Raw genomic sequence first — 23760 nt, forward strand, 5'->3', positions numbered from 1 at the left:
GCCGGAGACCACGGGTTCCTGGCGGGTCAGGCGGTGCGTGCTTCCTCCGCGGAGGCGGTCGCCCGGTCCGCTTCCCGGCCGGTGGGAAGTGCGACGTCGGCCAGGTCCCGGTGGCGCGTCTCCTTGGCCGCCGCCACCGCGATGACCGTGAGCACGGCGGCGGCGATGACGTACAGGGCGATCGGAGTGGAGCTGCCGTAGTCCGACAGGAGCGCGGTGGCGATCAGCGGCGCGGGCGCGCCCGCCGCGACCGAGGCGAACTGGGCGCCGATCGACGCACCGGAGTAGCGCATCCGCGTCGCGAACATCTCCGAGAAGAACGCGGCCTGGGGCGCGTACATCGCTCCGTGCAGGACCAGCCCGACGGTGACGGCGAGGATCAGGTTGCCGAAGCCGCCGGTGTCGATCAGCGAGAAGAACGGGAACATCCACAACCCGACCCCCACCGCACCCATCAGATACACGGGCCGGCGGCCGATCCGGTCGGACAGGGCGCCCCACGCCGGGATGACCGCGAAGTGCACGGCCGAGGCGATCAGCACCGAGTTGAGCGCGGTCTGCTTGGAGACGCCGGCCGAGGTGGTGGCGTAGACGAGGATGAACGCGGTGATGACGTAGTAGCTGATGTTCTCCGCCATGCGCGCCCCCATCGCGACCAGGACGTCACGCCAGTGGTGCCGCAGCACCGAGACGAGCGGCAGCTTCTCCGCCGCCGCCGCGACGTCCGCCTTACGGGCCTCGGCCTGTTCCAACGCCTGCTTGAAGACCGGCGATTCATCGACAGACAGACGAATCCACAAACCGACGATCACCAACACCCCGGAGAGCAGGAACGGCACCCGCCACCCCCAGCTGCCGAACGCGGCGTCCGACAGCAGGGCCGTGAGCAGTGACAGCACACCGGTGGCGAGAAGCTGCCCTGCCGGCGCGCCGGTCTGCGGCCACGACGCCCAGAACCCGCGCCGCCGCGCGTCCCCGTGCTCCGACACCAGCAGGACGGCACCGCCCCACTCACCACCGAGGGCGAACCCCTGGACCAGCCGGAGCACGGTGAGCAGCACCGGCGCGGCCGTACCGATCGAGGCGTGCGTCGGCAGCAGCCCGATCGCGAAGGTCGCCCCGCCCATCAGCAGCAGACTCAGCACCAGCAGCTTCTTGCGCCCGAGCCGGTCGCCGTAGTGCCCGAACACCAGCGCGCCCAGCGGCCGGGCGGCGAACCCGACCGCGTACGTCAGGAACGACAGCAGGGTGCCGACGAGCGGGTCCGAGTCCGGGAAGAACAGCTTGTTGAACACGAGCGCGGCGGCGGAGCCGTAGAGGAAGAAGTCGTACCACTCGATGGTGGTGCCGATGAGGCTGGCGGCGACGATGCGTTTGAGGCTGGCGGGGGTGCCGGGCGTCGGTGGAGCGGATGCTGCGGAGGCCATGTGCGCCACTTCCTCGTGTGCGATGGGGACGGGTACGTGTCGGCACACCGTAGGAAGAGGCAGGTCAGGCGGACATGTGGTGGGACTACATAGTACGGGGGTGGAGTATGCGTGCGCCCCCTATGCCTTCACTTCGAAGTCCGAGTGAGGAGTTTTGTACCCATCACGTAGCGTCACGACGGTACTGGGCAGGCCTGGGCTTTGTGGGCGGCCGGCCTTTGTTCAGGCGTCGTACGCGTAGAAGCCGCGGCCGTTCTTACGGCCGAGGTGGCCTGCGGCGACCATGCGGCGCAGTAGTGCCGGCGGGGCGTACAGCGGTTCCTTGAACTCCTCGTACATCGACTCGGCGACGGCTTGGGCGGTGTCCAGGCCGATCAGGTCGAGCAGGCGGAGCGGGCCCATGGGGTGGGCGCAGCCGAGTTCCATGCCTTCGTCGATGTCCTGGGGCCGGGCGCCGCCGGACTCCACCATCCGGACCGCGCTGAGCAGGTAGGGCACGAGGAGGGCGTTGACGACGAAGCCGGAGCGGTCGGGTGCCTGGATGGGCTGCTTGCCGAGTTGCGTGGCCAGGTCGCGGGTGCGCTGCACGGTGTCCGGGCTGGTGGTGAGGGCGGGAACGAGCTCGACCAACCTCTGTACCGGAACGGGGTTGAAGAAGTGCATGCCGATGACCCGGCCGGGCCGCTCGGTGGCGACGGCGAGATCGACGACGGGGAGGGAGGAGGTGTTGGTGGCCAGGATCGCCGCGGGGTCTTCGACCGCCTTGTCCAGGGAGCGCAGGACGTCGGTCTTGATCTCGCGGTTCTCGGCGACGGCCTCGACGACGAATTGACGGTCGGACAGGTCACTGAGGTCGTGGGTGAACGAGAGCCGGGCGCGGGCCTGGTCGCGCTGTTCCTCGGTGATCTTGCCGCGCTGCACGCCTCGGTCGAGGGAGGCGGTGACTCGACGGCGGCCTGCCTCGACGGCGTCGGGTGTGGCTTCGGCGACACGGACGTCGAGGCCGCCCAGGGCGGCGACTTCGGCGATGCCGGAGCCCATGAGGCCGCAGCCGACGACGCCGAGACGGGTGACGGATTCCATGTGATGTCCTGTCCGGTCAGTGGTAGGGGTCAGACGTTGCGGCGGTACTGGCCGCCGACCTCGAAGAAGGCGTCGGTGATCTGCTGCAGCGAGCAGACGCGGGCGGCGTCCATGAGGACGGCGAAGACGTTGTCGCCGCCCACCGCCGCGTCCTTGAGGGCAGCCAGGGCGGCGTGGGCCGGCTCCTGGTGTCGGGCCTGGAAGTCCTGTACGCGCGCCAGTTGGGAGTGCTTCTCCTCCTCGGTGGCGCGGGCGAGTTCGATGACGCCGGGCTCGGCGATGTCGGCGTGGGGGTTGCGGAAGGTGTTGACGCCGATGAGGGGCAGGGTGCCGTCGTGCTTGCGCTGTTCGTAGAGCATCGACTCGTCCTGGATACGGCCGCGCTGGTAGCCGGTCTCCATCGCGCCGAGCACACCGCCGCGCTCGCTGATCCGCTCGAACTCCTCCAGGACGGCTTCCTCGACCAGGTCGGTGAGTTCGTCGATGATGAACGAGCCCTGGAGGGGGTTCTCGTTCATGGCCAGGCCCCATTCCCGGTTGATGATCAACTGGATGGCCAGGGCGCGGCGGACCGACTCCTCGGTGGGGGTGGTGACGGCCTCGTCGTAGGCGTTGGTGTGCAGGCTGTTGCAGTTGTCGTAGATCGCGATGAGGGCTTGCAAGGTGGTGCGGATGTCGTTGAAGTCCATCTCCTGGGCGTGCAGCGAGCGGCCCGAGGTCTGGACGTGGTACTTCAGCTTCTGGCTGCGCTCGCCCGCGCCGTACTTCTCCTTCATCGCGACCGCCCAGATACGGCGGGCCACGCGGCCGAGAACGGAGTACTCGGGGTCCATGCCGTTGGAGAAGAAGAACGACAGGTTCGGGGCGAAGTCGTCGATGTGCATGCCCCGGGCGAGGTAGGCCTCGACGTAGGTGAAGCCGTTGGCCAGGGTGAAGGCGAGCTGGCTGATGGGGTTCGCGCCGGCCTCGGCGATGTGGTAGCCGGAGATGGACACCGAGTAGAAGTTGCGGACCTTCTGCGCGATGAACCACTCCTGGATGTCGGCCATCATCCGCAAGGAGAACTCGGTCGAGAACAGGCAGGTGTTCTGGCCCTGATCCTCCTTGAGGATGTCGGCCTGGACTGTGCCTCGCACGTTCGCCAGCGCGTGCGCCCGCAGCTCGGCCGCCTCCTCGGGCGACGGTTCGCGGCCCTCGGTGGCCCGGAAGCGGTCGAGTTGCTGGGCGACGGCGGTGTTGAGGAAGAAGGCCAGGATGGTCGGCGCGGGCCCGTTGATCGTCATAGACACCGACGTCGTCGGCGCGACCAGGTCGAAGCCGTCGTAGAGCGCCTTCATGTCCTCCAGCGTGGCCACCGAGACGCCGGAGGTGCCGACCTTGCCGTAGATGTCCGGACGTTCATCGGGGTCGCGGCCGTAGAGGGTGACGGAGTCGAAGGCGGTGGACAGGCGGGTGGCGGGCTGGCCCTCGGAGAGCAGCTTGAAGCGCCGGTTGGTGCGGAACGGGTCGCCCTCGCCGGCGAACATCCGCGCCGGGTCCTCGCCGTCGCGCTTGAAGGGGAACACCCCGGCGGTGAAGGGGAAGTGGCCGGGCAGGTTCTCCCCGCGCCAGAACCGCACCAGCTCCCCGTGGTCGGTGAAGCGGGGCAGGGCGACGCGGGGGATCTTGTTGCCGGAGAGGGACTCGCGGGTCAGCTTGGTGCGGATCTCCTTGTCACGGACCTTCACGACCTGCTCGTCGCCGGAGTAGGCGGCGATGACGGCGGGCCAGTTCTCGATCTGCTCGCTGATGTCGTGCGGGAGCCGCCTGCGGGCCTCGTCGAGCAGCGACTGCACGTTCTCGGCGTCGGAGCCGGCCTCGACGAGCTCGCCCCGGACCGCGTCCAGGCGCTGCACCCGCCGTGCCGCCTCGGCCAGTTGGGCGGTCTCGCCGTGGTAGGCGCGGACGGTGTCGGTGATCTCGGCGAGGTAGCGCACCCGGTCCGCGGGAATCACCTGCCGGATGCCGGAGGAATGGCGAATGTCGACCGCGGCCAACGCGCCCTCCGACAGCGGCAGTCCCTTCTCGGCCAGGGCGGCCTTCAGGTGCTGATGCAGCGCGGTGACGCCGTCGTCGTTGAAGGTCGCCGCCGAGGTGCCGTACACCGGCATGTCCTCGGGCCGCATCCCGAACGCCTCGCGGTTGCGGACCAGTTGGCGGCCCACGTCGCGCAGGGCGTCCTTGGCGCCGCGCCGCTCGAACTTGTTGATCGCAACCACGTCGGCGAAGTCGAGCATGTCGATCTTCTCGAGCTGCGAGGCGGCGCCGAACTCCGGCGTCATCACGTACATCGAGGTGTCGACGAACGGCACGATCGCCGCGTCGCCCTGGCCGATGCCCGGCGTCTCCACGATCACCAGGTCGAAGCCCGCTGCCTTGACGACGTCGACCACGTCGGACAGATGCTCGGGCAGCTCGCGGCTGCCGCGGGTGGCCAGGCTGCGGAAGAAGACCCGGCTGCCGTCCAGGGAGTTCATCCGGATCCGGTCACCGAGCAGGGCGCCGCCGCCGCGGCGACGGGTCGGGTCGACCGCGATCACCGCGATCCGCAGCTTGTCCTGCTGGTCGACACGGAACCGGCGCACCAACTCGTCGGTCAGCGACGACTTCCCCGAACCACCGGTGCCGGTGATGCCGAGCACCGGAACCGACCCGGCGGCAGCCGTGGCACGCAGTTGTGCGAGGAACTCCGGGGGCAGTTTGCCGAGTTCCGCACCGGTGATGGCTCGGGCGATCGCGAACCGGTCACCGGCCAGTACGGCGGCCGCGTCGGCCGGCTTGCCGTCCCAGAGGTCGAAGTCGCAGTCCTGCACCACCGAGTTGACCATCCCGGCCAGGCCCATTCGCTGGCCGTCCTCCGGGGAGAAGATGGTCACCCCGCTGTTGCGCAGCCGGGCTATCTCGTCGGGCACGATGACGCCCCCTCCGCCGCCCACCACGCGGATGTGGCCGGCGCCCTGCGCACGCAGCGACTCGACCAGGTACTCGAAGTACTCGACGTGCCCGCCCTGGTAGGAGGAGACGGCCACGCCGTGTGCGTCCTCCTCCAGCGCCGCGTCCACGACCTCCCGCACCGAGCGGTTGTGGCCCAGGTGGATCACCTCGGCACCCTGGGACTGGAAGATCCGCCGCATGATGTTGATCGACGCGTCGTGCCCGTCGAACAGGGCTGAAGCGGTGACCAGGCGAACAGGGTGCACGGGCCGGTGCAGATCGCTCATGAGGGCCTTCCCGGACGGAGCGGGGGTATTGCTGACGCCAGAGATACTAGGACGTCCTAGTAAATTGCTGGAGGTGATCGCCGTCACAGGTCGAGGACCAGGCGAGGCCCGCACGAGCGGGAGACACAGATGAGCATGGTGTCGCCGGCGGCCCGCTCGTCCTCGCTCAGCAGCGAGTCGCGATGGTCGGGTTCGCCGTCCAGTACGTCCGTCTCACAGGTGCCGCACGTGCCTTCCCGGCACGAGAAGTCCACCGCGACGCCGGCCTCCTCGATCGTTTCGAGTACCGAGCGGTCAGGCGCCACGGTGAGGGTGAGCCCGGAGCGGGCGAGCTCCAGCTCGAAGGCCTCGGCCGGTCCGGACCCCATTGTCTGCGCGGGGGCGAACCGTTCGATGCCCAGCGTGCCGGGGGGCCGGCCCGCGCACTGCTCCTGCACCGCTCGCAGCAGGGGTTCGGGACCGCAGGCGTGCACCAGGGTGCCCTCCTCGGGTGCGCCGAGGTGGGCGGCGAGGTCCAGCAGGCCGTACTCGTCCTGCGGACGGATGAGTACGCGGTCCCCGAGCGGGGCGAGGCGGTCGAGGAACGCCATGGAGGTGCGGGTGCGGCCGCCGTACAGCAGAAGCCAGTCGGCTCCCGCGGCCTCGGCGGCCTCGACCATGGGAAGGATGGGCGTGATGCCGACGCCGCCGGCGATGAACAGATGGCGTGCCGCGGGCCGCAACGGGAAGTTGTTCCGCGGTCCGCGGACCCGCACGGTGGTGCCTTCGTGCAGGTGGTCGTGGACGTACGCGGAACCGCCCCGGCCCCGCGGCTCGCGCAGCACGGCGATCTGCCAGGCCGCATGCTCGGCCGGGTGGCCGCACAGGGAGTACTGACGGATCAGGCCGCCCTCTTCACCGTCGTCGCCGTCCAGGAGTACGTCGATGTGGGCACCCGGAGCCCAGGCGGGAAGCACACCGCCGTCGGGGCGGCGCAGGGTGAGGGAGACGACGCCGTCGGCGGCGGGGGTGCGGGTCGCCACGGTGAGGGTCGTCCAGGCGAGCAGTTGGTCGTTCATGGTGAGTCAGCTCCGGGGGTCAGGCCTGCGTCGGCACATGAAGCAGCAGCGCGTCGCCCTGGCCGCCGCCCCCGCACAGGGCCGCCGCTCCGCTGCCGCCTCCGCGCCGTCGCAGTTCGGTCGCGAGGGTCAGCACCAGCCGGGCTCCGGTCATGCCGACCGGGTGCCCGAGCGCGATCGCGCCGCCGTTGACGTTCACCTTGTCCAGAGGGATGTCCAACTCCCGTACGGAAGCCAGAGCCACTGAGGCGAACGCCTCGTTGATCTCGAACAGGTCCAGATCGGCGCACTTCAGCCGGCCGTCCCGGGACAGGGCGTCGCGGACCGCGCCGGCCGGCTGGACGAGCAGCGAGGGGTCGGGGCCCGCGACCGTGCCGTAGGCGCCGATCTCCGCGAGCGGGGTCAGGCCCTCCCGGCGGGCGCGCTCCGCGCTCATCACGACGACGGCTGCGGCGCCGTCGGAAAGCTGTGACGAGTTGCCCGCGGTGATCGTGCCCGCCCCTGAGAAGGCCGGCTTGAGCCGCCCCAGGCCCTCTGCGGTGCTCCCCGGCCGTACGCCTTCGTCGGTGTCGACCACCGTCTCGCCCCGGCGCCCGGCCACGGTGACCGGGACGATCTCCTCGGACAGCGCACCCGACTCCTGTGCCTGGGCGGCCCGTTGATGGGACAGCGCGCTGTACTCGTCCTGCTCCTCGCGCGTCAGGGCGTACGGCTGCTGATAGCGCTCGGTGGCCGCTCCCATGGAGACGCCGTCGAAGGCGCAGACGAGGGCGTCACGGTCGAGGGCGTCCTCCACCGTGGTCGAGCCGTACTTCCAGCCGGTGCGTGATCCGCGCAGCAGGTGCGGGGCGCCCGACATGGACTCCATGCCACCGGCCATGACCACGTCGTGACGGCCGGAGGCGATCATGAGGTCGGCCAGGGCGATGGCGTGCAGACCGGACAGGCAGAGCTTGTTGACGGTGCTCGCGGGGACGGAGAACGGAATGCCGGCGCGGATCGCGGCCTGCCGTGCCGGGTTGGGGCCGGCCCCGGCCTGCACGACATGGCCCATGACGACGGCTTCCACGGCTGCCGGGTCCAGGTGCACGGCGGCCAGCGCCGCGCCGATGGCGTGGGCGCCGAGGTCGACGGCGGACACCGTGCTCAGGGCGCCCATGAGTCTGCCGATGGGCGTCCTTGCTCCGGCGACGATGACGGATCCGGGCATGGCCGGGACCTCCTGGGGAGTGGGACGGGGTCAGGCGGCCGCGTCGACGGCACGTCGGGCGATCATGTGGGCCGTCTCGTTCACCGAGTGCAGAACGATCCGGCCGCCGGGCATGCGCCGCACCCGGCTGACGGACGTGTAGCCGGGATGGAACCAGAACATCGTCGGCAGGCCGAGCACCGTCGCCAGGTAGGTGTTGGTGATCCCGCCGTGGCACACGACCGCGACCTGCCCGCCGGGATGGGCGTCGAAGATGGTGTCCATGGCGCGTACGGCACGCGCACGGAAGGCGTCCCAGTCCAGATCGGGCACGAAGTCCTCGTAGCGTCCCTCGGCGAGTGCCGCCCCGCGGGGGTCCTCCGCGCCGATCTGCTCCGGTGGCATGTAGGGGTGGGAGACGTCGGTGTCCCACTCGCGCAGGTCGTCGAGGACGGTGGCGGTCATGCCGGTGAGCCGTTCCAGGGGAGCCACCGTCTCGCGGGCACGCAGGAATGGGCTGGTGTACAGGGCGTCGACGTCCTCGTGCACGAGCCAGGCGGCGAGACGCTCCGCCTGGGCGCTGCCCTCAGGCGACAGCCCCGGATCGAACACGCCCGCCAGGGGGAGGCCGTGCCGGACGAGGAGGAGTTCGGTCATGGGTGATCCTTCGTACGCGTGAGGGACGGGCGGGTCGGCTCAGCCGGCGATGGTCCGTTCCGAGGTCCAATAGGGGCGCCGCATCGCACGCTTGTCGAGCTTGCCCATCGCGTTGCGCAGCAGCTCGGGGACGAACTCGTACGACTTCGGGCACTTGTAGGCGGCGAGGCGGTCGCGGCAGAACCGGTCCAGGTCCTCGGTCGGCGGCTCGTCGGCCGCGGCCACGACCAGCGCCCGCAGCGACTCGCCGAAGTCCGCATCGGGCACGCCGATGACCGCGACCTCGGCGATCGCCGGGTGCTGCCGCAGGACCGCCTCGCTCTCGGCCGGGTACAGGTTCACGCCGCCGGAGACCACGACGTCCGCGGCCCGGTCGGTGATGAAGATGTAGCCGTTCGCGTCGACGTAGCCGATGTCGCCGAGCGTGAAGACGCCGGGGGAGAGGTAGGCGGACCTGGTCTTGTCCGGGTCCGCGTGGTAGCGGACGCCCTGGTCCCCCGGGGCCCGGAAGGCCAGCAGTCCTTGTTCGCCGGGCGGCAGTTGCCGCCCGGCGTCGTCGGTGACCAGGACCTCGAACGGGGGCCGGACCCGCCCGACCGAGCCCGGGTGCGCCAGCCACTCGGCGCTGCTGATGCGGGCGACGGTTCCCGCTTCGCTGGCGCCGTACGACTCGGTCAGCACCGGTCCGAACCACTCGATCATGGCTCGCTTCACGTCCGGCGGGCACGCGGAGCCGGTGTGCGAGACCTGCCGCAGGCTGGAGACGTCGTAGCGGGCGCGGACCTCTTCCGGGAGGGCGAGGAGCCGTTGGAAGTGGGTGGGCACCATCACCGTCGAGGAGACCCGCCACCTCTGCACCCGGCTGAGGAACGTCTCCGCGTCGTATCTGTCGAGGACGATGACCGGCTGACCGGCCGCCAGGTGACGCAGTGAGGTCAGCGGCGCGTTGTGCTGCAGCGGGCCGCACACCAGGTGCGGTCCCGGCGGGAATCCCGGCCGGGAGGCCATCGCGGCGAGGTAGGCGGAGCTGTCGGCGACCGGGCCGCTCACCCAGCGCACCTCGGTGCCGCGCGCCCGTCCGGTGGTTCCCGAGGTGTAGACGAGCGGAGGCCGGGCGGGCCGGTCCGTCGGGGCCGTGCGCCCGGCGGGCGCGGCCGCGAGCCATGCGTCCCAGGCGAAGGCGTGCCCGACCGCCGGGGTTCCGTGCATCACGACCGGAAGGCCCAGTTCCCGGGCCGCGTCGAGGGCGGCACCCGCGCCCACCGGTCCGGCGATGATTCCGGTCACGCCCGCGTCGATGATCTGGTCGACGAGTTCGCCCGACGTGAGGTTCCGGGAGGTGGCCACGGTCCCCACTCCGGCACGCAGGCCGGCCAGATGGGCCACCAGCGTAGGGATCGCGTTGTCGCCGAGGACGGCGATCCGGTCGTCGGGGCCGGGCGCGAGCTCCAGCAGCCGTGTCGTCGCCCGCGCCACCTGGTCGGCAAGGCCCGACCAGGACAGCACGCCCAGGTCGTCCGCCAGGGCGGGCTCGTCGGGTGTCTCCTGGGCGCGACGGTCGAGTGGCAGCAGCGACATGGCTCCTCCGGCGGCTCCTGGGCCTCTCCCGATTCGAAGGGAGAGGAGATGCGGAGACTGTAGCGTTTATCAAGAAAGTGCGGAACACTCTGGTTCCAGGCGGAGTCATTTCCCCAAGTTCCAGAGGTGGGGGCGGTGTACTCCCGATCGCCGTTACTCAAACTGCCGTCTGGTAAGTATTCGAGGAGGAGCCATGTCCCAGCCCGATCCGGACGCATGGCGCACACAGGTCCGGCAGTGGCTGGCCGGCGTGCTCGAACCGGCGCGGGCGCCGCAGTCCGCCACAGGGGCGGCCGACCTCGCCGTGTTCCACAACCTCCCGGAGGACGAGGAACGCCTGCTCCTGGAGCGCTGCCGCGTCTACCAGCGCGCCCGCTTCGACGCCGGGTACCAGGCACTGACCCTCCCCGAGGACAAGGGCGGCGCGGGCCTGACCGCCGCCCACGTGGCGGCCTTCGCCGAGGAGGAGTCCGCCTTCGAGGTGCCGCCATCCACCGAGCTGATCAGCGTCACGGTGCGCCTTGTCGGCATGGCGGTCTCCCTGTTCGGGATGGCCGAGCAGCGTGACACGTACGCGCGCGCGTTCCTGCGCACCGACCTGCTGGCCTGCCAGCTCTTCAGCGAACCCGGTGCCGGATCCGACCTCGCGGCCCTGCGCACCCGTGCCCGCCGAGAAGGCGACGAGTGGGTGATCGACGGTCAGAAGGTGTGGACCTCGGGCGCCCAGTTCGCCGACTACGGTCTGCTGCTCGCCCGCACCGACCCGGACGTGGTCAAACAGGCCGGCATCACCGCCTTCCTGGTCCCGATGGACGCCACCGGCGTGGAGGTGCGCCCCATCCGTCAGATGAGCGGCGGCGCCTCCTTCAACGAGGTCTTCCTCAGCAGCGTCCGTGTTCCGGACCGGCTGCGGATCGGGCGACCGGGCCAGGGCTGGGAGGTCGCCACCACCACGCTCGCCTTCGAGCGGACCGCCTCCGGCGGCGGCAACCGTCGCAAGGGCGGCACGTTCGCGGACGTCCTCGCACTCGCCCGCTCCCTCGGCCGCACCGAGGACCCGCTGGTCCGCCAGCGCCTCGCCGACCTGTACGTACGCGCCGCCCTGCGCGCGGCCACCGTGGACCGCGTCGCCAGGACGAGCGCCGCCGGCGGTCGGCCGGGACCGGAGGCGTCGCTGACCAAACTCATGGCCTCCGACCTGCTCACCCGCACGGGACAGGTCGCCGCCGAGCTGATGGGCGCGCGGATCAGCGCCGACACCGGGGAGGCGGGCACCTTCGCCTGGGCGCAGCACCTGCTCGGCGCCCCCGGCTACCGGCTGGCCGGAGGCACCGACCAGATCCAGCGCAACCTGATCGGCGAACGGGTGCTGAAGCTGCCGCCGGAGCCGCGGGTGGACCGCATGCCGTTCTCGCAGCTTCCCGGCAACTGAGGCGCAGGGTCTTCAACAGCAGCATTCGGCAGTCACATTCGGCAATCGCATTCGGCAGTCGCGTTCGCCAATCACAAAGGAGTGACATCGATGGATCTGGGACTGACAGGCGCGAAGGCGCTGGTGACCGGCGCGAGCCGGGGCATCGGCCGGGCGATCGCCACCACCCTGGCGGCCGAGGGCTGTGCCCTGGCGCTGTGCGCCCGGGGCGAAGAAGGACTGGCCAAGACCGCCGCCGAACTGCGCGGCGAGGGGGCCACGGTGTTCGCGGAACCGGTCGACGTCACCGACCCGGCCGCGCTCGCGGGCTTCGTGCAGCGCGCGGCCGGTGAACTCGGCGGCCTGGACCTGCTGGTGTCCAACGTGTCGGCGGGCAACGTGAAGGGCCCCGAGTCCTGGGAGGCCAGCCTGCGCGGCGACCTGATCCCGTTCGCGGGACTCGTCGAGGCGGCCCTGCCCCATCTGGAGGCCTCCGACCGGGCCGCCGTCGTCGCCATCGGCACCACCAACGCCTCCGACACCGCGCGCCCGGCCGGAGCGAACTCGTACTCCGCGCTCAAGGCAGCCGTGGTCCAGCACGCCTCGGCCCTCGCGCACGCCCTCGCGCCGAAGGGCATCCGCGTCAACACCGTCTCGCCCGGCCCGATCGACTTTCCCGGCGGCGCCTGGGAGACCATCCGCACCAGCCGCCCGGAGGTGTACGAGGAGGTGCTCGCCAAGCTCCCGATCGGCCGTTACGGCACCGCGCAGGACGTGGCCGCGGCGGTGGCGTTCCTGCTCGGGCGGACCGGCTCCTTCTGCGTCGGGGTCAACCTCGTGGTGGACGGCGGGCTGCTCACCCGCGTCCAGTACTGAGCCGTGGCGGGCCCGGCCGGCCGCCTGGACGCCGTGCTGGTCTGCGGCGGACGCTGGCACGACTTCGACTACGCGCGGCTCCGGCTGCTGGAGCTGCTCGGTGAGCATCCACGGGTCCGGACGAGCGTGTATCAGGACTACGACTGCCTGACCCCGCTCGACAAGGCCGACCTGCTGGTCACCTACACCTGTGACGTCCGGCCCCGCCCGGCACAGCGGGCCGCGCTGGCACGGTTCGTCGAGCGGGGCGGGCGCTGGCTCGCCCTGCACGGCACCAACTCGGTGATCGAGCCGTCGGCGAGTGACGGACCGCGGGTGTTCACGACCCCGCGGCTCCTGGGGGAACTGGCGCCGGTGCTCGGCAGCCAGTTCCTGGCCCATCCGCCGATCGAGCCGTACGAGGTGCGGGTGACGCGGCCCGAGCATCCGCTGGTCGCCGGGGTCGGCCCGTTCACGGTGACCGACGAGCTCTACGTGTGCGAGCTGCACGGGGAGTTGGAGGTGCTGCTGCATGCCGAGTACACGGGGCCGTGCCGCGGTTTCGCCGAGGGCGACACGGCGGCCCTCGACGCCGCGCCCCGACCGGTGCTGTATCTCAAGCGGCACGGTCTCGGCGAGGTCTGCTACTTCACCCTCGGGCACTGCAGGAGCCGTTACGACGTACAGGACCTGGGCGTGGACGACACCGGCCGGGTGGATCGCGGACCGTGGGAAAGGCCGGAGTTCATGACGGTGCTGCGGCGGTGTGTGGGGCGGACGGTGAGTGGGCGAAACCCGGCAGAGGAGCGGGCCGGCACCTGAGCGAGGCTCGGGCGCCGGCCCTGCACGGGGTCGCGTCTCAACCGTGCGGCAGTACCACCGCGCGGCCGTTGATGCCGCCGGCGTGCAGACGCTCGTAGGCCGTCGGCGCCTCGTCGAGTGTGAAGGTCTCGACGTGGGAGGAGACCAGCCCCTGTCGCGCCAGCTCGACGATCTCCATGAGTTCCGTGCGGCTGCCCCAGTAGGGGAACGAGGCGGAGACCTCGAACGGCAGCCCACCGCCGAAGCCGACCGCCAGGGTGCCCCCACCGATGCCGACGATCGTCACGTCGCCCTCCACCGCTACCGACGCCGCGGCCACCGCGAGCGTCGCCTCGGCTCCCACGAAGTCCAGCACCACGTCCGCTCCCGTCCCGCCGGTGAGCTCCCGCACCCGTGGGGCCGCCGCGCCGTCGGAGAGGAGCGTCTCGTGGGCGCCGACGGTGCGTGCCAGCTCGAGTTTCTCCTTGCTCACGTCCAGGGCGACCACCCTGGCCGGTGTCAGGGCGCGGAGCAGCTGTACGGCGAGGTGACCCAGACCGCCGACCCCGATCACCACCGCCGTGCTGCCCGGGACCAGCTTGGGCAGTGACCTCCTGATCGCGTGATAGGGCGTCAGCCCCGCGTCGGTGAGCGGGGCGGCCTGCACCGGGTCCAGTCCGTTCAGCGGCACCAGGTGGCGGGGCGAGTCCACCAGCATGTACTCGGCGAGCGCACCGGGGGAGCCGAGTCCCGGCGGCAGGATCCCGAGCCCGGCGGCGCGCGGGCAGCAGTTCTCCTTGCCCTGGGCGCAGTTGTGGCAGTGCCCGCAGCCCCACGGGCCGTACACCGCCACGTCGTCGCCTTCCGCCACTGCCGTGACCCCGCTGCCCACGGCCGCGACCGTGCCGACACCCTCGTGGCCGAGCGTCATCGGCAGCGGGTAGGGGAACTGTTCCTCGGGCCAGCCCATGACCGCCAGGTCGGAGTGGCACAGCCCCGCCGCCGTCACCTTCAACAGCACCTGGCCCGGGCCCGGTTCGGGCACGGGAACCTCGACGACCTCGGGGGCGTGTCCCACCCTCCGGTACTGCACAGCCTTCATGGTCAGATCTCCTTGCTGGTGGCAGGCAGGGCGCCGCTCTCCGTGGGAGTCCCGGCGCCGGCAAGCGATGGGATTCCCTTCCGGCGGCGCAGCACGGCAGGCAGGGTGATCCGGCCACCCGTGAGGACCAGCGCCACGATGAGGACCGAGCCGGTGAACAGGCTTGCGGCCCACTGCGCGCTGGTGGCGAGCCCGAGTCCGGTGATGCCCGTGCCGAGCAGGAGGACCGCGAGCACCGTGCCCCAGGCGTTGAAGCGGCCCGCCCGCAACTGGGTCGCCCCGACGAAGGCGGCGGCGTACGCCGACAGCAGATACGGGGTGCCCGCGGTCGGCGAGCCGGATCCGACCGAGGACGCGAAGACGATGCCGGCGAAGCCGGAGAGCAGCGCGGAGGCCACCAGGGTCAGAAAGCGCAGCCGGTCGGTGCGCACGCCCTGCAGCCGGGCCGCGTCGGCGTTGAAGCCGGTCGCGTACAACCGGCGCCCGGTGGCGGTGTGTTCCAGCAGGAACCAGATGGCGAGCGCGGCGAGCAGCAGATACAGCACCGGCAGAGTGATGCCGCCCGCGTCCAGCTGGGCGATGCTCGCGAACGGCTTGGCGAGCAGCTGCACACCGGTGATGGAGCTGTCGTTGGTGACCATGGTGATCAGGGACTGGATCAGCGCTCCGGTGGCCAGGGTGGCGATGAACGAGTCGACGCGCAGGACCACCACCACGATTGCGTTGACGACTCCGATCAGCAGCGCGGCGGCCATCGCCAGGGTGATCGCCGCGCCGGGACCGAGTCCGGCGGAGACCAGGAAGCGGGCGGTCAGCACGCTGGTGAGCGACATGGTGTAGGCGACCGAGAGGTCGAAGACGCGTGCGGCCAGTGGCGGTACGACGCTGAGTGCCACCAGGCCGGCCACGGCGTTGCCGTTCAGTACCTGCTTGACCGTGATGATGGTCGGGAACGTGTCCGGCGCCCACACGGAGAAGAGCACGACGATGACCAGCCACACGTATACGGCGCCGATGTTCCGGAACGACAGGGCGGTCACCGCCCGCCGGCCCAGTGCCCCGGGGACGAACACCGCGGACCTTTGCGGTGCGGACGGCGGCAGCTGTGCCGCCCGGGTCGGGGTGGATGTCATGTCAGAGGGTCCCTTCCAAGGCTCATGTCACTCGGTTCCTTCCATGGCGTGCACGAGCGCGGACTCGGTGACGTCCCGGCCACTGATCTCCCGTGCGATCCGGCCGTCGCGCACCACCAGGACACGGGTGCACAGAGCGAGCAGGTCCTGCGTGTCGGAGGAGCACACGATGACGCCCATGCCCTCGTCGGCCTGACGCTCTATCAGGTCGTACAGCTGCAGGCGGGTGGCGACGTCCACGCCCGCCGTGGGCTCGCACAGCGCCAGCACCGGCGGGCGCTGTGCCAGACAGCGCGCCATGACGACCTTCTGCTGGTTGCCGCCGCTCAGGGTGGTGATCCGCGCCCCGGGTCCGGCCGTGCGCACCCCTACCCGCCTGATCCAGTCCTCCGCCAGGGCGGATTCGCGGCGCCGGTGCAGTCGCCCCGCCCGGGCGCGCAGTCGGTGCAGGAGCGGGAGGGTGAGGTTCTCGCCGACCGAGAAGTCGCCGATCACTCCCTCGCCCGCCCGGTCCGCCGGGACCAGGGGAAGGCCCAGGGCGCCGGCGTCACGCGCCTCGGTCCACCGCTCGGAGCGTTCCGGCAGCCGCAGCCTGCCGCTCACCGGCCCGGCATGGGCCCCGCACACGACGTACGGCACGACCTCGTGGCCGGAGCCGACCAGGCCGGTGATGCCCAGACGCTCGCCCCTGGCCAGGTCGAGGTCGACTCCCCGCAGGGGCCCGGCCCACAGGTCACGGACCTCCAGTACCGGGTCGGCGGGACCGGCGGAGGGCGCCGGGCGGTGGTCGGTCTCCGTCTCCTCGCCCGCCATCAGTTCCGCCAGCGAGCGCGGAGTGAGCTCGGCGACCCGGCGTGTGGCGATCCGGCGTCCGCCGCGGATGACGGTGACCCGGTCGGCGAGCGCGAAGATTTCGTCCATCCGGTGCGAGACGTACAGGACGCCGGCGCCGGCGTCGCGGACCTCCCGCACGATGTCGAAGAGGCGGGCCACCTCGCCGGGCGGCAGCACGGCGGTGGGCTCGTCGAGCACCAGGACACCGCGGCCGCCGTCCCAGCCCTGCAGCGCGGCGGCGATGGCCACCACCGCGCGCTGCACGGGGGTCGCCGCCACCAGGGGACGGCGTACGTCGATGCCGAGACCGAACCGTTCGACGAGGGCGGTTGTGCGTCTCTCCATCTCCGGCCAGCGGATGTTGCCGAAGGCCGTGCGGGCGAAGCCGTGACTGAGCGCCAGGTTGTCGATGGCGCTCAACTCGCCCACCAGTCCCAGCTCCTGGTGGACGAAGCGGAGCCGGTCGTGGCGGGAGGCCGTGACATGGCCGAGGTCGAAGGGCTCGCCGTCGAGTTCGGCCACCGCACCCGGCTCCGCGTGGTGGAAGCCGGCGAGGATCTTGATGAGGGTGGACTTGCCGGAGCCGTTGGGGCCGATGAGGGCGTGGATCTCGCCGGGCGCGACCTCGAGGTCCACGTCCCTCAGTGCCTGGGTGCCGCCGAATCTCTTCGACAGGGCGGCCACCCGCAGGACCGGCCCGGTCAACTCAGGCCCCAGAGCGCCTTGAACTGCTTCTGGTAGCTCTCGACGATCGGGAAGTCGCCGTCGGCGGAAGGCAGGTTGTCCTTGGTGACGAGCATGTTGGGCAGCGCCGCCTTCTGGTCCACGGCCATGGACTGGCCGGTGAAGTGCCGGGCCAGCGCGTCGACCTGGAGCCAGGCCGTCTCATGGGAGTTCAGCGCCATCGCGCCGTCGGTGAGACCGCTCTGGATGTACTGGTAGTTCTGCGCGTCACCGACGTTGACCACGATGTGCTTGCCGGTGAGGCCGGCGGTCTTCAGAGCGGCGGGCACGCCCACGTTGAGCAGGCCCAGGGAGAAGACGACATGGGTCACCTCCGGGTGTGACCGGAGATACGACACCACGCGGTCCGGCATGTCCTTGCCCACCGCGGTGATCGGCACGTCGACGTTGTCCAGCGCGCAACCGGCGCACCACTTCTTGTAGTTGGCCGCGAAGGAGTCCTTGACGGGCTTGAGGATCGTGTACGCCGGCAGATCGAAGTACACGGTGTTCGCCTGGGCGCCGCTGTTCGACACCACCCACGAGGCGAGCATCCGGCCCTGGATGCCGACGTCCTTCGGCCCGTTCTTCAGCAGGGAGATGCCGTCGCCCACCACGTCGTCGGAGTTCGACTGGATGACCGGGATACCGGCCGCCTTCAGCTGCGCCAGCTGCTTGGCGTAGACGGCACGCGGGAAACCCGAGGCGACGACGGCGTCCGGCTTGTCGCGTACGGCCTGTTCGTAGGCGGCCTGGACGGACTCCGGCGTGCCCTGGGTGGCGATCTGCCTGACCTTCCAGCCGAGTTGTCCCGCGGCGCCGGTGAAGAAGTCGGCGAGGTCCTTGCAGGACTGGACGCCGCAGAGGATGAAGTCGATCTTCTTGCCCTTGGGAATCTTCTTGCCGACCGGCTGGGTGACGGAGATCGCGGCGGGGCGCTGCGCATACGTCTTCAGAGCCGCACGGGCCGCCGTCAGGCCGGGCGATCCGGGCGCCGCCGCCTGCGAGGAGTCGGCGGCCGGGGTCGTGCCGCTGCCGCACGCCGTCAGGGTGAGCAGGGCAGTGACGGGGACGATCGCGGTGAGGGCGCGGCCGACCGCGCGACCGGGTCTGGAACTCATCGTTGAGTACTCCCGTGGTGTGGCGCACGCAAGAGGTGCTGGGGAATGCAGGGCTGCGTCGATCGCCGACGTGGGGTACGGCGCGGGCCACCGGGGTGAGAGCCCCGGGGCGCGGGTCCGGGACGGGCAGAAGACCGTTCCGAAGCGGAGAAACTTATGAGGCACTACAGCCTCAAGTGGGTCGGAGTGTGACATGCCCCGGCGTGCTTGGGGAGAGGGTCGCCGCAAGAAAGTCCAGGATCTCAAGCTGATTCCGCGATGACCTCGGCAGATGCGGGCTCGTTCACCGTCGCGAGTGTTGCTCCCGACCGCAACCGGTAACTACACTCACTCTAAAGTTTCTGCCGGAGGAGAGATGATGGACGAAACATCGGAGCTGGGCACGGCGCGGTGCCCCGGACCCAGCGTCCAGGACTACCTCGACCAGGACAGCCGCCCTGTTCCCCCCGCCCTGAGGTACGAGCGGAACGACCACCTGGGCAGCGAGGACATCGACACCGCCCGCTTCACCTCCCGCGAATGGGCCGAACGCGAGATGCGGCAGGTGTGGCGCCGCGTCTGGCAGTTCGCCTGCCTGGAGAGCGAGATTCCCGAGGTCGGCGACCACGAGGTCTACGAGATCGGCGACGACTCGCTCATCGTCGTGCGCACGGCCCCCGACGAGATCCGCGCCTTCGTCAACGTCTGCCTGCACCGCGGACGCAAACTGCGCACCGGCGGCGGCAACGTCAGCGAGTTCCGCTGCTCGTTCCACGGCTTCGCCTGGAACCTCGACGGCACGATGCAGACCCCGCCCTGTGCCTGGGACTTCCCGCACGTCACCCCGGAGAAGTTCGCCCTCCCCGAGGCCCAGGTGGCCACCTGGCGCGGCTTCGTATTCATCAACATGGACCCGTACGCGGAGTCCTTCGACTCCTACCGCGGCACCTTTGACGACTACTACATCTGGCCACTGGAGAACCGCTACAAGTCGCTGCACATCGCCAAGGTGCTGCCCTGCAACTGGAAGATCGCACAGGACGCCTTCATCGAGTCCTTCCACGTGATCGCCACCCACCCGCAGATGCTGCCGTGGCTCGCCGACGCCAACTCCCAGTACGACGTCATGGCGGACCAGCCGAACTGGAACCGGATGATCAACATCCAGGGCGCGCCCAGCCCGCACGTGGCGGAGTCCGTCACGGAGGAGGACGTCCTCGAGACGTTCTACGACTCGCGCGCGTTCTACGCCGCGGCCCAGGGCCGTGACCTGGTGATGCAGGAGGGCGACGAACTGCCGGCGATCCCGCCGGGCGGCACCGCCCGCCAGGTCCTCGCCGAGCGGATGCGTGCGCAACTGGCGGCCACCTCGCGCCAGGACTTCTCGCAGACCGCCGACACCGAACTGCTGGACGCCATCAACTACTTGCTGTTCCCCAACTTCAACCCCTGGGGCGGCGCCAAGTCCAACATCATCTACCGGTTCCGGCCCAACGGCCTCGACCCGGACTCCTGCACCGCGGAGATCATCTTCATGTCGTCCCCGAAGCAGCCCGGCGAGATGCCGCCCCCGGTGAAGATCCGCTGGGTGCCGGAGGACATGCTCTTCGCCGACATCCCCGAACTCGGCGTGCTCGGCCCCGTCTTCGACCAGGACTGCGAAAACCTCCCCTACGTCCAGCAGGGCCTCAAGGCGATGCGCAAGCCGGGCATCACCCTGGCCAACTACCAGGAGAGCCGCATCCGCCACTTCAACCGGACGCTCGACCAGTGGATGGACCAGTGACCCACCGCGTGGCGGTCAGACCCCTGGGCGTCGAGCTCGAAGTCCTCGACGGCGAGGACCTGTTCACCGCCGCCCGGCGGCTCGGTTACCGCTGGCCCACCGTCTGCGGCGGCAAGGGCACCTGCCGCACCTGCTTCGTCCAGGTGGAGGACGGCGCCGAGAACTGTTCCCCCGTGGGCCCGTTGGAGCGCGAGGGCATCGAGGCCCTGCGCAGGCCGGTGGACGGCCTGACCCGGCTCGCCTGCCGGCTGCGGGTCGAGGGCCCGGTGACCGTGACCAAGCGCGGCGTGCGCCGCCGAGTGCAGGAGTGAGGCCCCCATGTCCAAGCAAGTGATCCACCCGCTGACCGGGCATGTGTACCGGCTCACCGAGGACGGACTCGTCGAGGTGACCGACCCCAGGACCGGGGCACAGGGCGTCTTCGACTTCCAGGCCCGGTGGCAGTCGGGCGAACTGCGCCACGCCGACCTTCAGATGGCCGGCTGGGTCGGCCGCCTCGCACAGCGGCGCACCCCGCCTCGGCCGGAGGGGTGACGCCGTGTCCCCGCGCACCACCCGCGTGGTCTGTCTGGTACGCCGCCCCGAGAAAGAGCCGGCCTCCGGTGACTTCGCCGTCGAGGAACGCCCCCTGCCACCCCTCGGTGAGGGCCAACTCCTCGTCCGCAACCTCTACATGAGCGTCGATCCGTCCATGCGCGGGCGGCTGGAGAGCACCGAGAAGCACTACACGCACAACTTCACCCCCGGGTCACCGCTCGACGGCCGGGCCCTCGGTGTCGTGGAGGAGAGCCGCTGTCCCGGCGTGCCGCCCGGTGTCTACGTCCGCCACCAACTCGGCTGGCGGGAGCGGGCCGTGCTGGACGGGGCGGAAACCGACGGAGCGGATCGCATCGACCCGCAACTCGCCCCGCTGCCCACCTGGTTGGGGCTGCTCGGCCAGACCGGATTCACCGCGTACGTGGGCCTGACCCGGGTCGCGGCGCTGCGCCCCGGCGACACCGTCTTCGTGTCGGCGGCGGCCGGGGCCGTCGGCACAGCCGCCGGCCAGTTCGCGCGCCTGCTGGGCGCGGACCGAGTCGTCGGCACCGCCGGCGGACCGGACAAGTGCGCCCTGCTGGTCAAGGAGTTCGGCTACGACGCCGCCGCGGACTACCGTGCCGAGCCGGTGCGCGACGCCCTGGCCCGGATGGCACCCGACGGCATCGACGTGTACTTCGACAACGTCGGCGGAGAGCAGCTCGCCGCCGCCCTGCACGCGCTGCGGACCGGTGGCCGGGTCGCCCTGTGCGGCATGATGTCGCAGTTCGGCGGCGCCCGATGGACCGTGGACATCAACCATTTGATCCAGGCGGTCCTCAAGCGGCTGACGCTGTGCGGTTTCATCGTCCGCGACCACGACGACCTGCGGCCGGAGTTCGAGCAGCGGGTCGCGGGCTGGCTCGCCGAGGGCCGGATCACCGCGCGCGAGACGGTCGTGGACGGCCTCGAGAACGCCGCGGGGGCGCTGCTGTCCCTGCTCGGCGGCGGAAACGTCGGCAAGATGCTGGTCCGCCTGGGCGATTCCGGCTGAAACGGCACCCCTTCCAGCAGGCTGAAACGGCGCCCTCGCCGGGGGGCGGCGTTTCAGCGCATGGGGTGTGACGCGGCGACGGTGTGGGCCGTCAGGGAGACCCCGACTCGGGTCAGCCCCGCCACGGCTGCCCGGAAGTCCTTGATGTGCGCGGTGGAGAAGTGCTCGTCCAGGGCCTGCCGGGAGGTCCAGTGCTCGTACACCCGGATACGCCGCTCGTCGGTGGGATCGGCGGTCATGGCGTAGTCCAGACAGCCGGGTTCCAGCTCGCGGGTACGCCGGCCCAGCTCGACGAGAGCCCTCAGCACGGTGTCGCGGTCGGCGGGCTCGTAGTCCATCCAGCCGGCGACGATGATTTCCTCGGCCACGGGATTCCTTTCGCGATCGTGCCCGCGGGCCCGTCGCCCCGGTGCAGGGGAGCGACGGGCCCGCGGTGCTTCAGATGCCGAGCGGCGCCGGGACGCTGTCCACGGTGACGGTGCCCTGGTCACCGTCGACCGTGATCACCATTCCGTCGCGCAGGCGCTGTGTCCCGCCCTCGACGGAGATGACGGCCGGGATGCCCAGTTCGCGGCAGACCACCACGGCGTGGCTGTTGAGCGCGCCCACGTCCACCACGGCGGCTCCGGCGACCAGGAACAGCGGGGTCCAGGCCGCGTCCGTGATCGGTGCGACCAGCACCTCCCCGGGCTCCAGCGCCTCGCACGAGGCCGGGTCGGCGACCACCCGCACACGGCCCGTGTAGGTGCCGTGGCTGCCGCCGACACCGCCGAGGACATCACCCTCGACGGCCGCCTGCGTCCGCTCCTCGGCGCGCCGCGGCCAGGTGCCGATGTCGGTCTGCGCGTCCTCCGCGACGAAGAACGGCGGTTCCAGGTCGTGCAGGGCGGCGTACTCCTCGAGCCGCCGCGCGATGACGGGGCCGAAGGAGTCCGGCGCGGCGACATAGTCGTCGAGCTCGGTGTCCAGCAGCATCATCACGTCCTCGGGCCGGGCGAAGAGCCCCGCCTCGACGCCGCGGCGACCGAGCTCCCGTACGGCCATGCGGATCTCGTTGACGACGGTGACGCAGTTCGCCTTGGTGCGTTCGCGGGCCGGGATCCACACCTGGGAGGCGTGCATGCCGGCGTCGAACATGGGCCGTGTCTCCTCGGGCAGCACGGCCCGGATCTCCTGCGCCGTCTGCTCGCGCCGTTCGGTCAGACGTGTCCGGCGGGCGGCGGGGGAGTCGTCGTCGGGACTGTGGCGGATCCGGTCGACCAGGGCCAGTGCCTGGACGGGCGCCGCCTCCCAGGACAGCGCGTGGATGTCCCACTCGTTGGGGCCGCGGTCGCCGGATTCGGCCAGGAACTCCTCGAAGGCGTCGCGGAACGTCTTCACGTCGCCGGTCGCCCCGTCGAGGGCCTGCCCCACGGCGGCCGGACCCCGGTCGAACAGCGCGCTCAGTTCGGCCGAGGCCGCCACCTGGCGGGACAGTGTCCACAGCCCGGTCGAGGGGGAGGCGGAGTCGACGTCGCCGAGACCGCCGATCAGGTCGAGCATGGCGCCGGGGCGGTCCACGCTCGCGCACAGCGGGCCGAGGATCGCCGGTCCGACGGACGCGGGCAGCGAGGACTCGACGTGCCGCTGGAAGGTCGTCTCCACCTCGTCCAGCAACGACCGTGCGTACGCCACCAGTTCGGCCTCGGACAGCCGCGTCAGGCCGGGCCGCGAGCGCCGCACTGCCCGCAAACGCTGCCGGTCGGCGTCGGCCTCCGGGAAGCGGCTCTGGCCGAGCATCCGCTGAAGCGTCCCGCCCGCCTTGGCGGTCAGCTCCTCGTCCTGGTCGTCCGGGTGCGCCACGTACACCGGAGTGTCGGAGCGCTGTCCGACGAAGGCAGCGTCGATCTGGTCCGCCGTCTGGCCCATACGGATGCCGAACAGCCGCATGTGGGACAGGTTGAGGTAGAAGTGGCCGCCGAACATGCCGACGAACGGCGGTCGGGGGCCGGCCACCTCCTCCTCGCGGTAGATGCCGAACCCGACGAAGCCGCGACGCCAGCCCTGCAGGCCCTGCCCCCACACCAGGGTCCAGCCCAGCGGGCTGGCGGGTTCCGGCAGGGTCTCGCCCGCGTTGGCGCGGGTGTAGTGCGGCAGCCGCTCACTGCGCTGCCAGTCCGTGATCCAGCTCTTCATGGCCGAAATCTCCCGGTG

Annotated in this window: 20 protein-coding genes; 7 read left to right on the forward strand and 13 right to left on the reverse strand. The window is 70.9% G+C overall.

The genetic code is table 11. From position 1 onward, the window contains the following. Window positions 1-26 precede the first annotated feature (26 nt). The 7 genes from AB0G20_RS09340 to AB0G20_RS09370 form a co-directional block, all read right to left on the reverse strand. Window positions 27-1427: an MFS transporter gene (locus tag AB0G20_RS09340; RefSeq protein ID WP_361298285.1), complete on the reverse strand. Its 1401-nt coding sequence runs from the start codon at window positions 1425-1427 to the stop codon at window positions 27-29. A 222-nt stretch (window positions 1428-1649) separates the two neighbouring features. After that, window positions 1650-2510: a 3-hydroxybutyryl-CoA dehydrogenase gene (locus AB0G20_RS09345; protein WP_361298288.1), complete on the reverse strand. Its 861-nt coding sequence runs from the start codon at window positions 2508-2510 to the stop codon at window positions 1650-1652. A gap of 29 nt (window positions 2511-2539) precedes the next feature. Then, window positions 2540-5770: a fused isobutyryl-CoA mutase/GTPase IcmF gene (icmF, locus tag AB0G20_RS09350; RefSeq protein WP_361298291.1), complete on the reverse strand. Its 3231-nt coding sequence runs from the start codon at window positions 5768-5770 to the stop codon at window positions 2540-2542. 83 nt (window positions 5771-5853) lie between these two features. Next, entirely contained in the window at window positions 5854-6828 is a 975-nt protein-coding gene (locus AB0G20_RS09355) for a PDR/VanB family oxidoreductase (protein WP_361298294.1), read from the reverse strand. Window positions 6829-6847: 19 nt separating this feature from the next. Further along, entirely contained in the window at window positions 6848-8038 is a 1191-nt protein-coding gene (locus AB0G20_RS09360) for an acetyl-CoA C-acyltransferase (protein WP_361298297.1), read from the reverse strand. 30 nt (window positions 8039-8068) lie between these two features. Beyond that, window positions 8069-8674: a histidine phosphatase family protein gene (locus AB0G20_RS09365; protein WP_361298300.1), complete on the reverse strand. Its 606-nt coding sequence runs from the start codon at window positions 8672-8674 to the stop codon at window positions 8069-8071. Between the two features lie 39 nt (window positions 8675-8713). Then, a complete protein-coding gene (locus AB0G20_RS09370) occupies window positions 8714-10252 on the reverse strand; it encodes an AMP-binding protein (protein WP_361298303.1) in 1539 nt (512 codons plus the stop codon). 193 nt (window positions 10253-10445) lie between these two features. Between AB0G20_RS09370 and AB0G20_RS09375 the strand changes: the two genes are divergently transcribed. The 3 genes from AB0G20_RS09375 (at window position 10446) to AB0G20_RS09385 (ending at window position 13340) form a co-directional block, all read left to right on the forward strand. Beyond that, complete coding sequence (locus AB0G20_RS09375; RefSeq protein ID WP_361298306.1) at window positions 10446-11684, forward strand: acyl-CoA dehydrogenase family protein; 1239 nt, start codon at window positions 10446-10448, stop codon at window positions 11682-11684. 90 nt (window positions 11685-11774) lie between these two features. Next, window positions 11775-12539, forward strand: a complete 765-nt coding sequence (locus tag AB0G20_RS09380) for an SDR family oxidoreductase (RefSeq protein WP_361298309.1) — start codon at window positions 11775-11777, stop codon at window positions 12537-12539. 3 nt (window positions 12540-12542) lie between these two features. Continuing rightward, a complete protein-coding gene (locus tag AB0G20_RS09385) occupies window positions 12543-13340 on the forward strand; it encodes a ThuA domain-containing protein (RefSeq protein ID WP_361298312.1) in 798 nt (265 codons plus the stop codon). 37 nt (window positions 13341-13377) lie between these two features. Here AB0G20_RS09385 and AB0G20_RS09390 read toward each other — a convergent pair whose 3' ends face one another. From AB0G20_RS09390 to AB0G20_RS09405, 4 genes are read right to left on the reverse strand one after another with little or no spacing between them, the layout of a single operon-like run. After that, entirely contained in the window at window positions 13378-14421 is a 1044-nt protein-coding gene (locus AB0G20_RS09390) for an NAD(P)-dependent alcohol dehydrogenase (protein ID WP_361298314.1), read from the reverse strand. Between the two features lie 2 nt (window positions 14422-14423). Then, window positions 14424-15554 carry an ABC transporter permease gene (locus AB0G20_RS09395; RefSeq protein WP_361298317.1) on the reverse strand — a complete coding sequence of 377 codons (1131 nt, stop codon included), beginning with the start codon at window positions 15552-15554 and terminating at the stop codon, window positions 14424-14426. Between the two features lie 27 nt (window positions 15555-15581). Continuing rightward, on the reverse strand, window positions 15582-17093 hold the full coding sequence (locus AB0G20_RS09400; protein ID WP_361298320.1) for a sugar ABC transporter ATP-binding protein: 1512 nt from the start codon (window positions 17091-17093) through the stop codon (window positions 15582-15584). Next, window positions 17090-18232 (reverse strand): substrate-binding domain-containing protein, encoded by a 1143-nt coding sequence (locus tag AB0G20_RS09405; RefSeq protein ID WP_361298323.1) that lies wholly within the window; start codon window positions 18230-18232, stop codon window positions 17090-17092. The genes AB0G20_RS09400 and AB0G20_RS09405 overlap by 4 nt, the downstream gene beginning before the upstream one ends. 355 nt (window positions 18233-18587) lie before the next feature. On the opposite strand from AB0G20_RS09405, the gene AB0G20_RS09410 reads away from it, so the two are divergent. The 4 genes from AB0G20_RS09410 to AB0G20_RS09425 are packed head-to-tail and all read left to right on the forward strand — an operon-like array spanning window position 18588 to window position 21567. Beyond that, window positions 18588-19997 carry an aromatic ring-hydroxylating dioxygenase subunit alpha gene (locus AB0G20_RS09410; RefSeq protein ID WP_361298326.1) on the forward strand — a complete coding sequence of 470 codons (1410 nt, stop codon included), beginning with the start codon at window positions 18588-18590 and terminating at the stop codon, window positions 19995-19997. A gap of 8 nt (window positions 19998-20005) precedes the next feature. Then, window positions 20006-20308, forward strand: coding sequence for a 2Fe-2S iron-sulfur cluster-binding protein (locus AB0G20_RS09415; protein ID WP_266896144.1), 303 nt, complete (start codon window positions 20006-20008; stop codon window positions 20306-20308). Between the two features lie 7 nt (window positions 20309-20315). Next, window positions 20316-20531 (forward strand): transposase, encoded by a 216-nt coding sequence (locus tag AB0G20_RS09420; RefSeq protein WP_190152981.1) that lies wholly within the window; start codon window positions 20316-20318, stop codon window positions 20529-20531. A gap of 4 nt (window positions 20532-20535) precedes the next feature. Then, the gene (locus AB0G20_RS09425) at window positions 20536-21567 is read left to right on the forward strand and encodes an NADP-dependent oxidoreductase (RefSeq protein ID WP_361298331.1); all 1032 of its coding nucleotides are present in this window, start codon (window positions 20536-20538) and stop codon (window positions 21565-21567) included. A gap of 53 nt (window positions 21568-21620) precedes the next feature. Here the strand turns inward: AB0G20_RS09425 and AB0G20_RS09430 are convergent, their stop codons facing one another. Both AB0G20_RS09430 and AB0G20_RS09435 read right to left on the reverse strand, forming a co-directional pair. Continuing rightward, complete coding sequence (locus tag AB0G20_RS09430; RefSeq protein WP_361298334.1) at window positions 21621-21935, reverse strand: putative quinol monooxygenase; 315 nt, start codon at window positions 21933-21935, stop codon at window positions 21621-21623. 70 nt (window positions 21936-22005) lie between these two features. Continuing rightward, entirely contained in the window at window positions 22006-23742 is a 1737-nt protein-coding gene (locus tag AB0G20_RS09435) for a PEP-utilizing enzyme (RefSeq protein ID WP_361298337.1), read from the reverse strand. Between the last annotated feature and the right edge of the window lie 18 nt (window positions 23743-23760).

Source organism: Streptomyces sp. NPDC024017 (genome assembly GCF_040638895.1).
GTDB lineage: Bacteria > Actinomycetota > Actinomycetes > Streptomycetales > Streptomycetaceae > Streptomyces.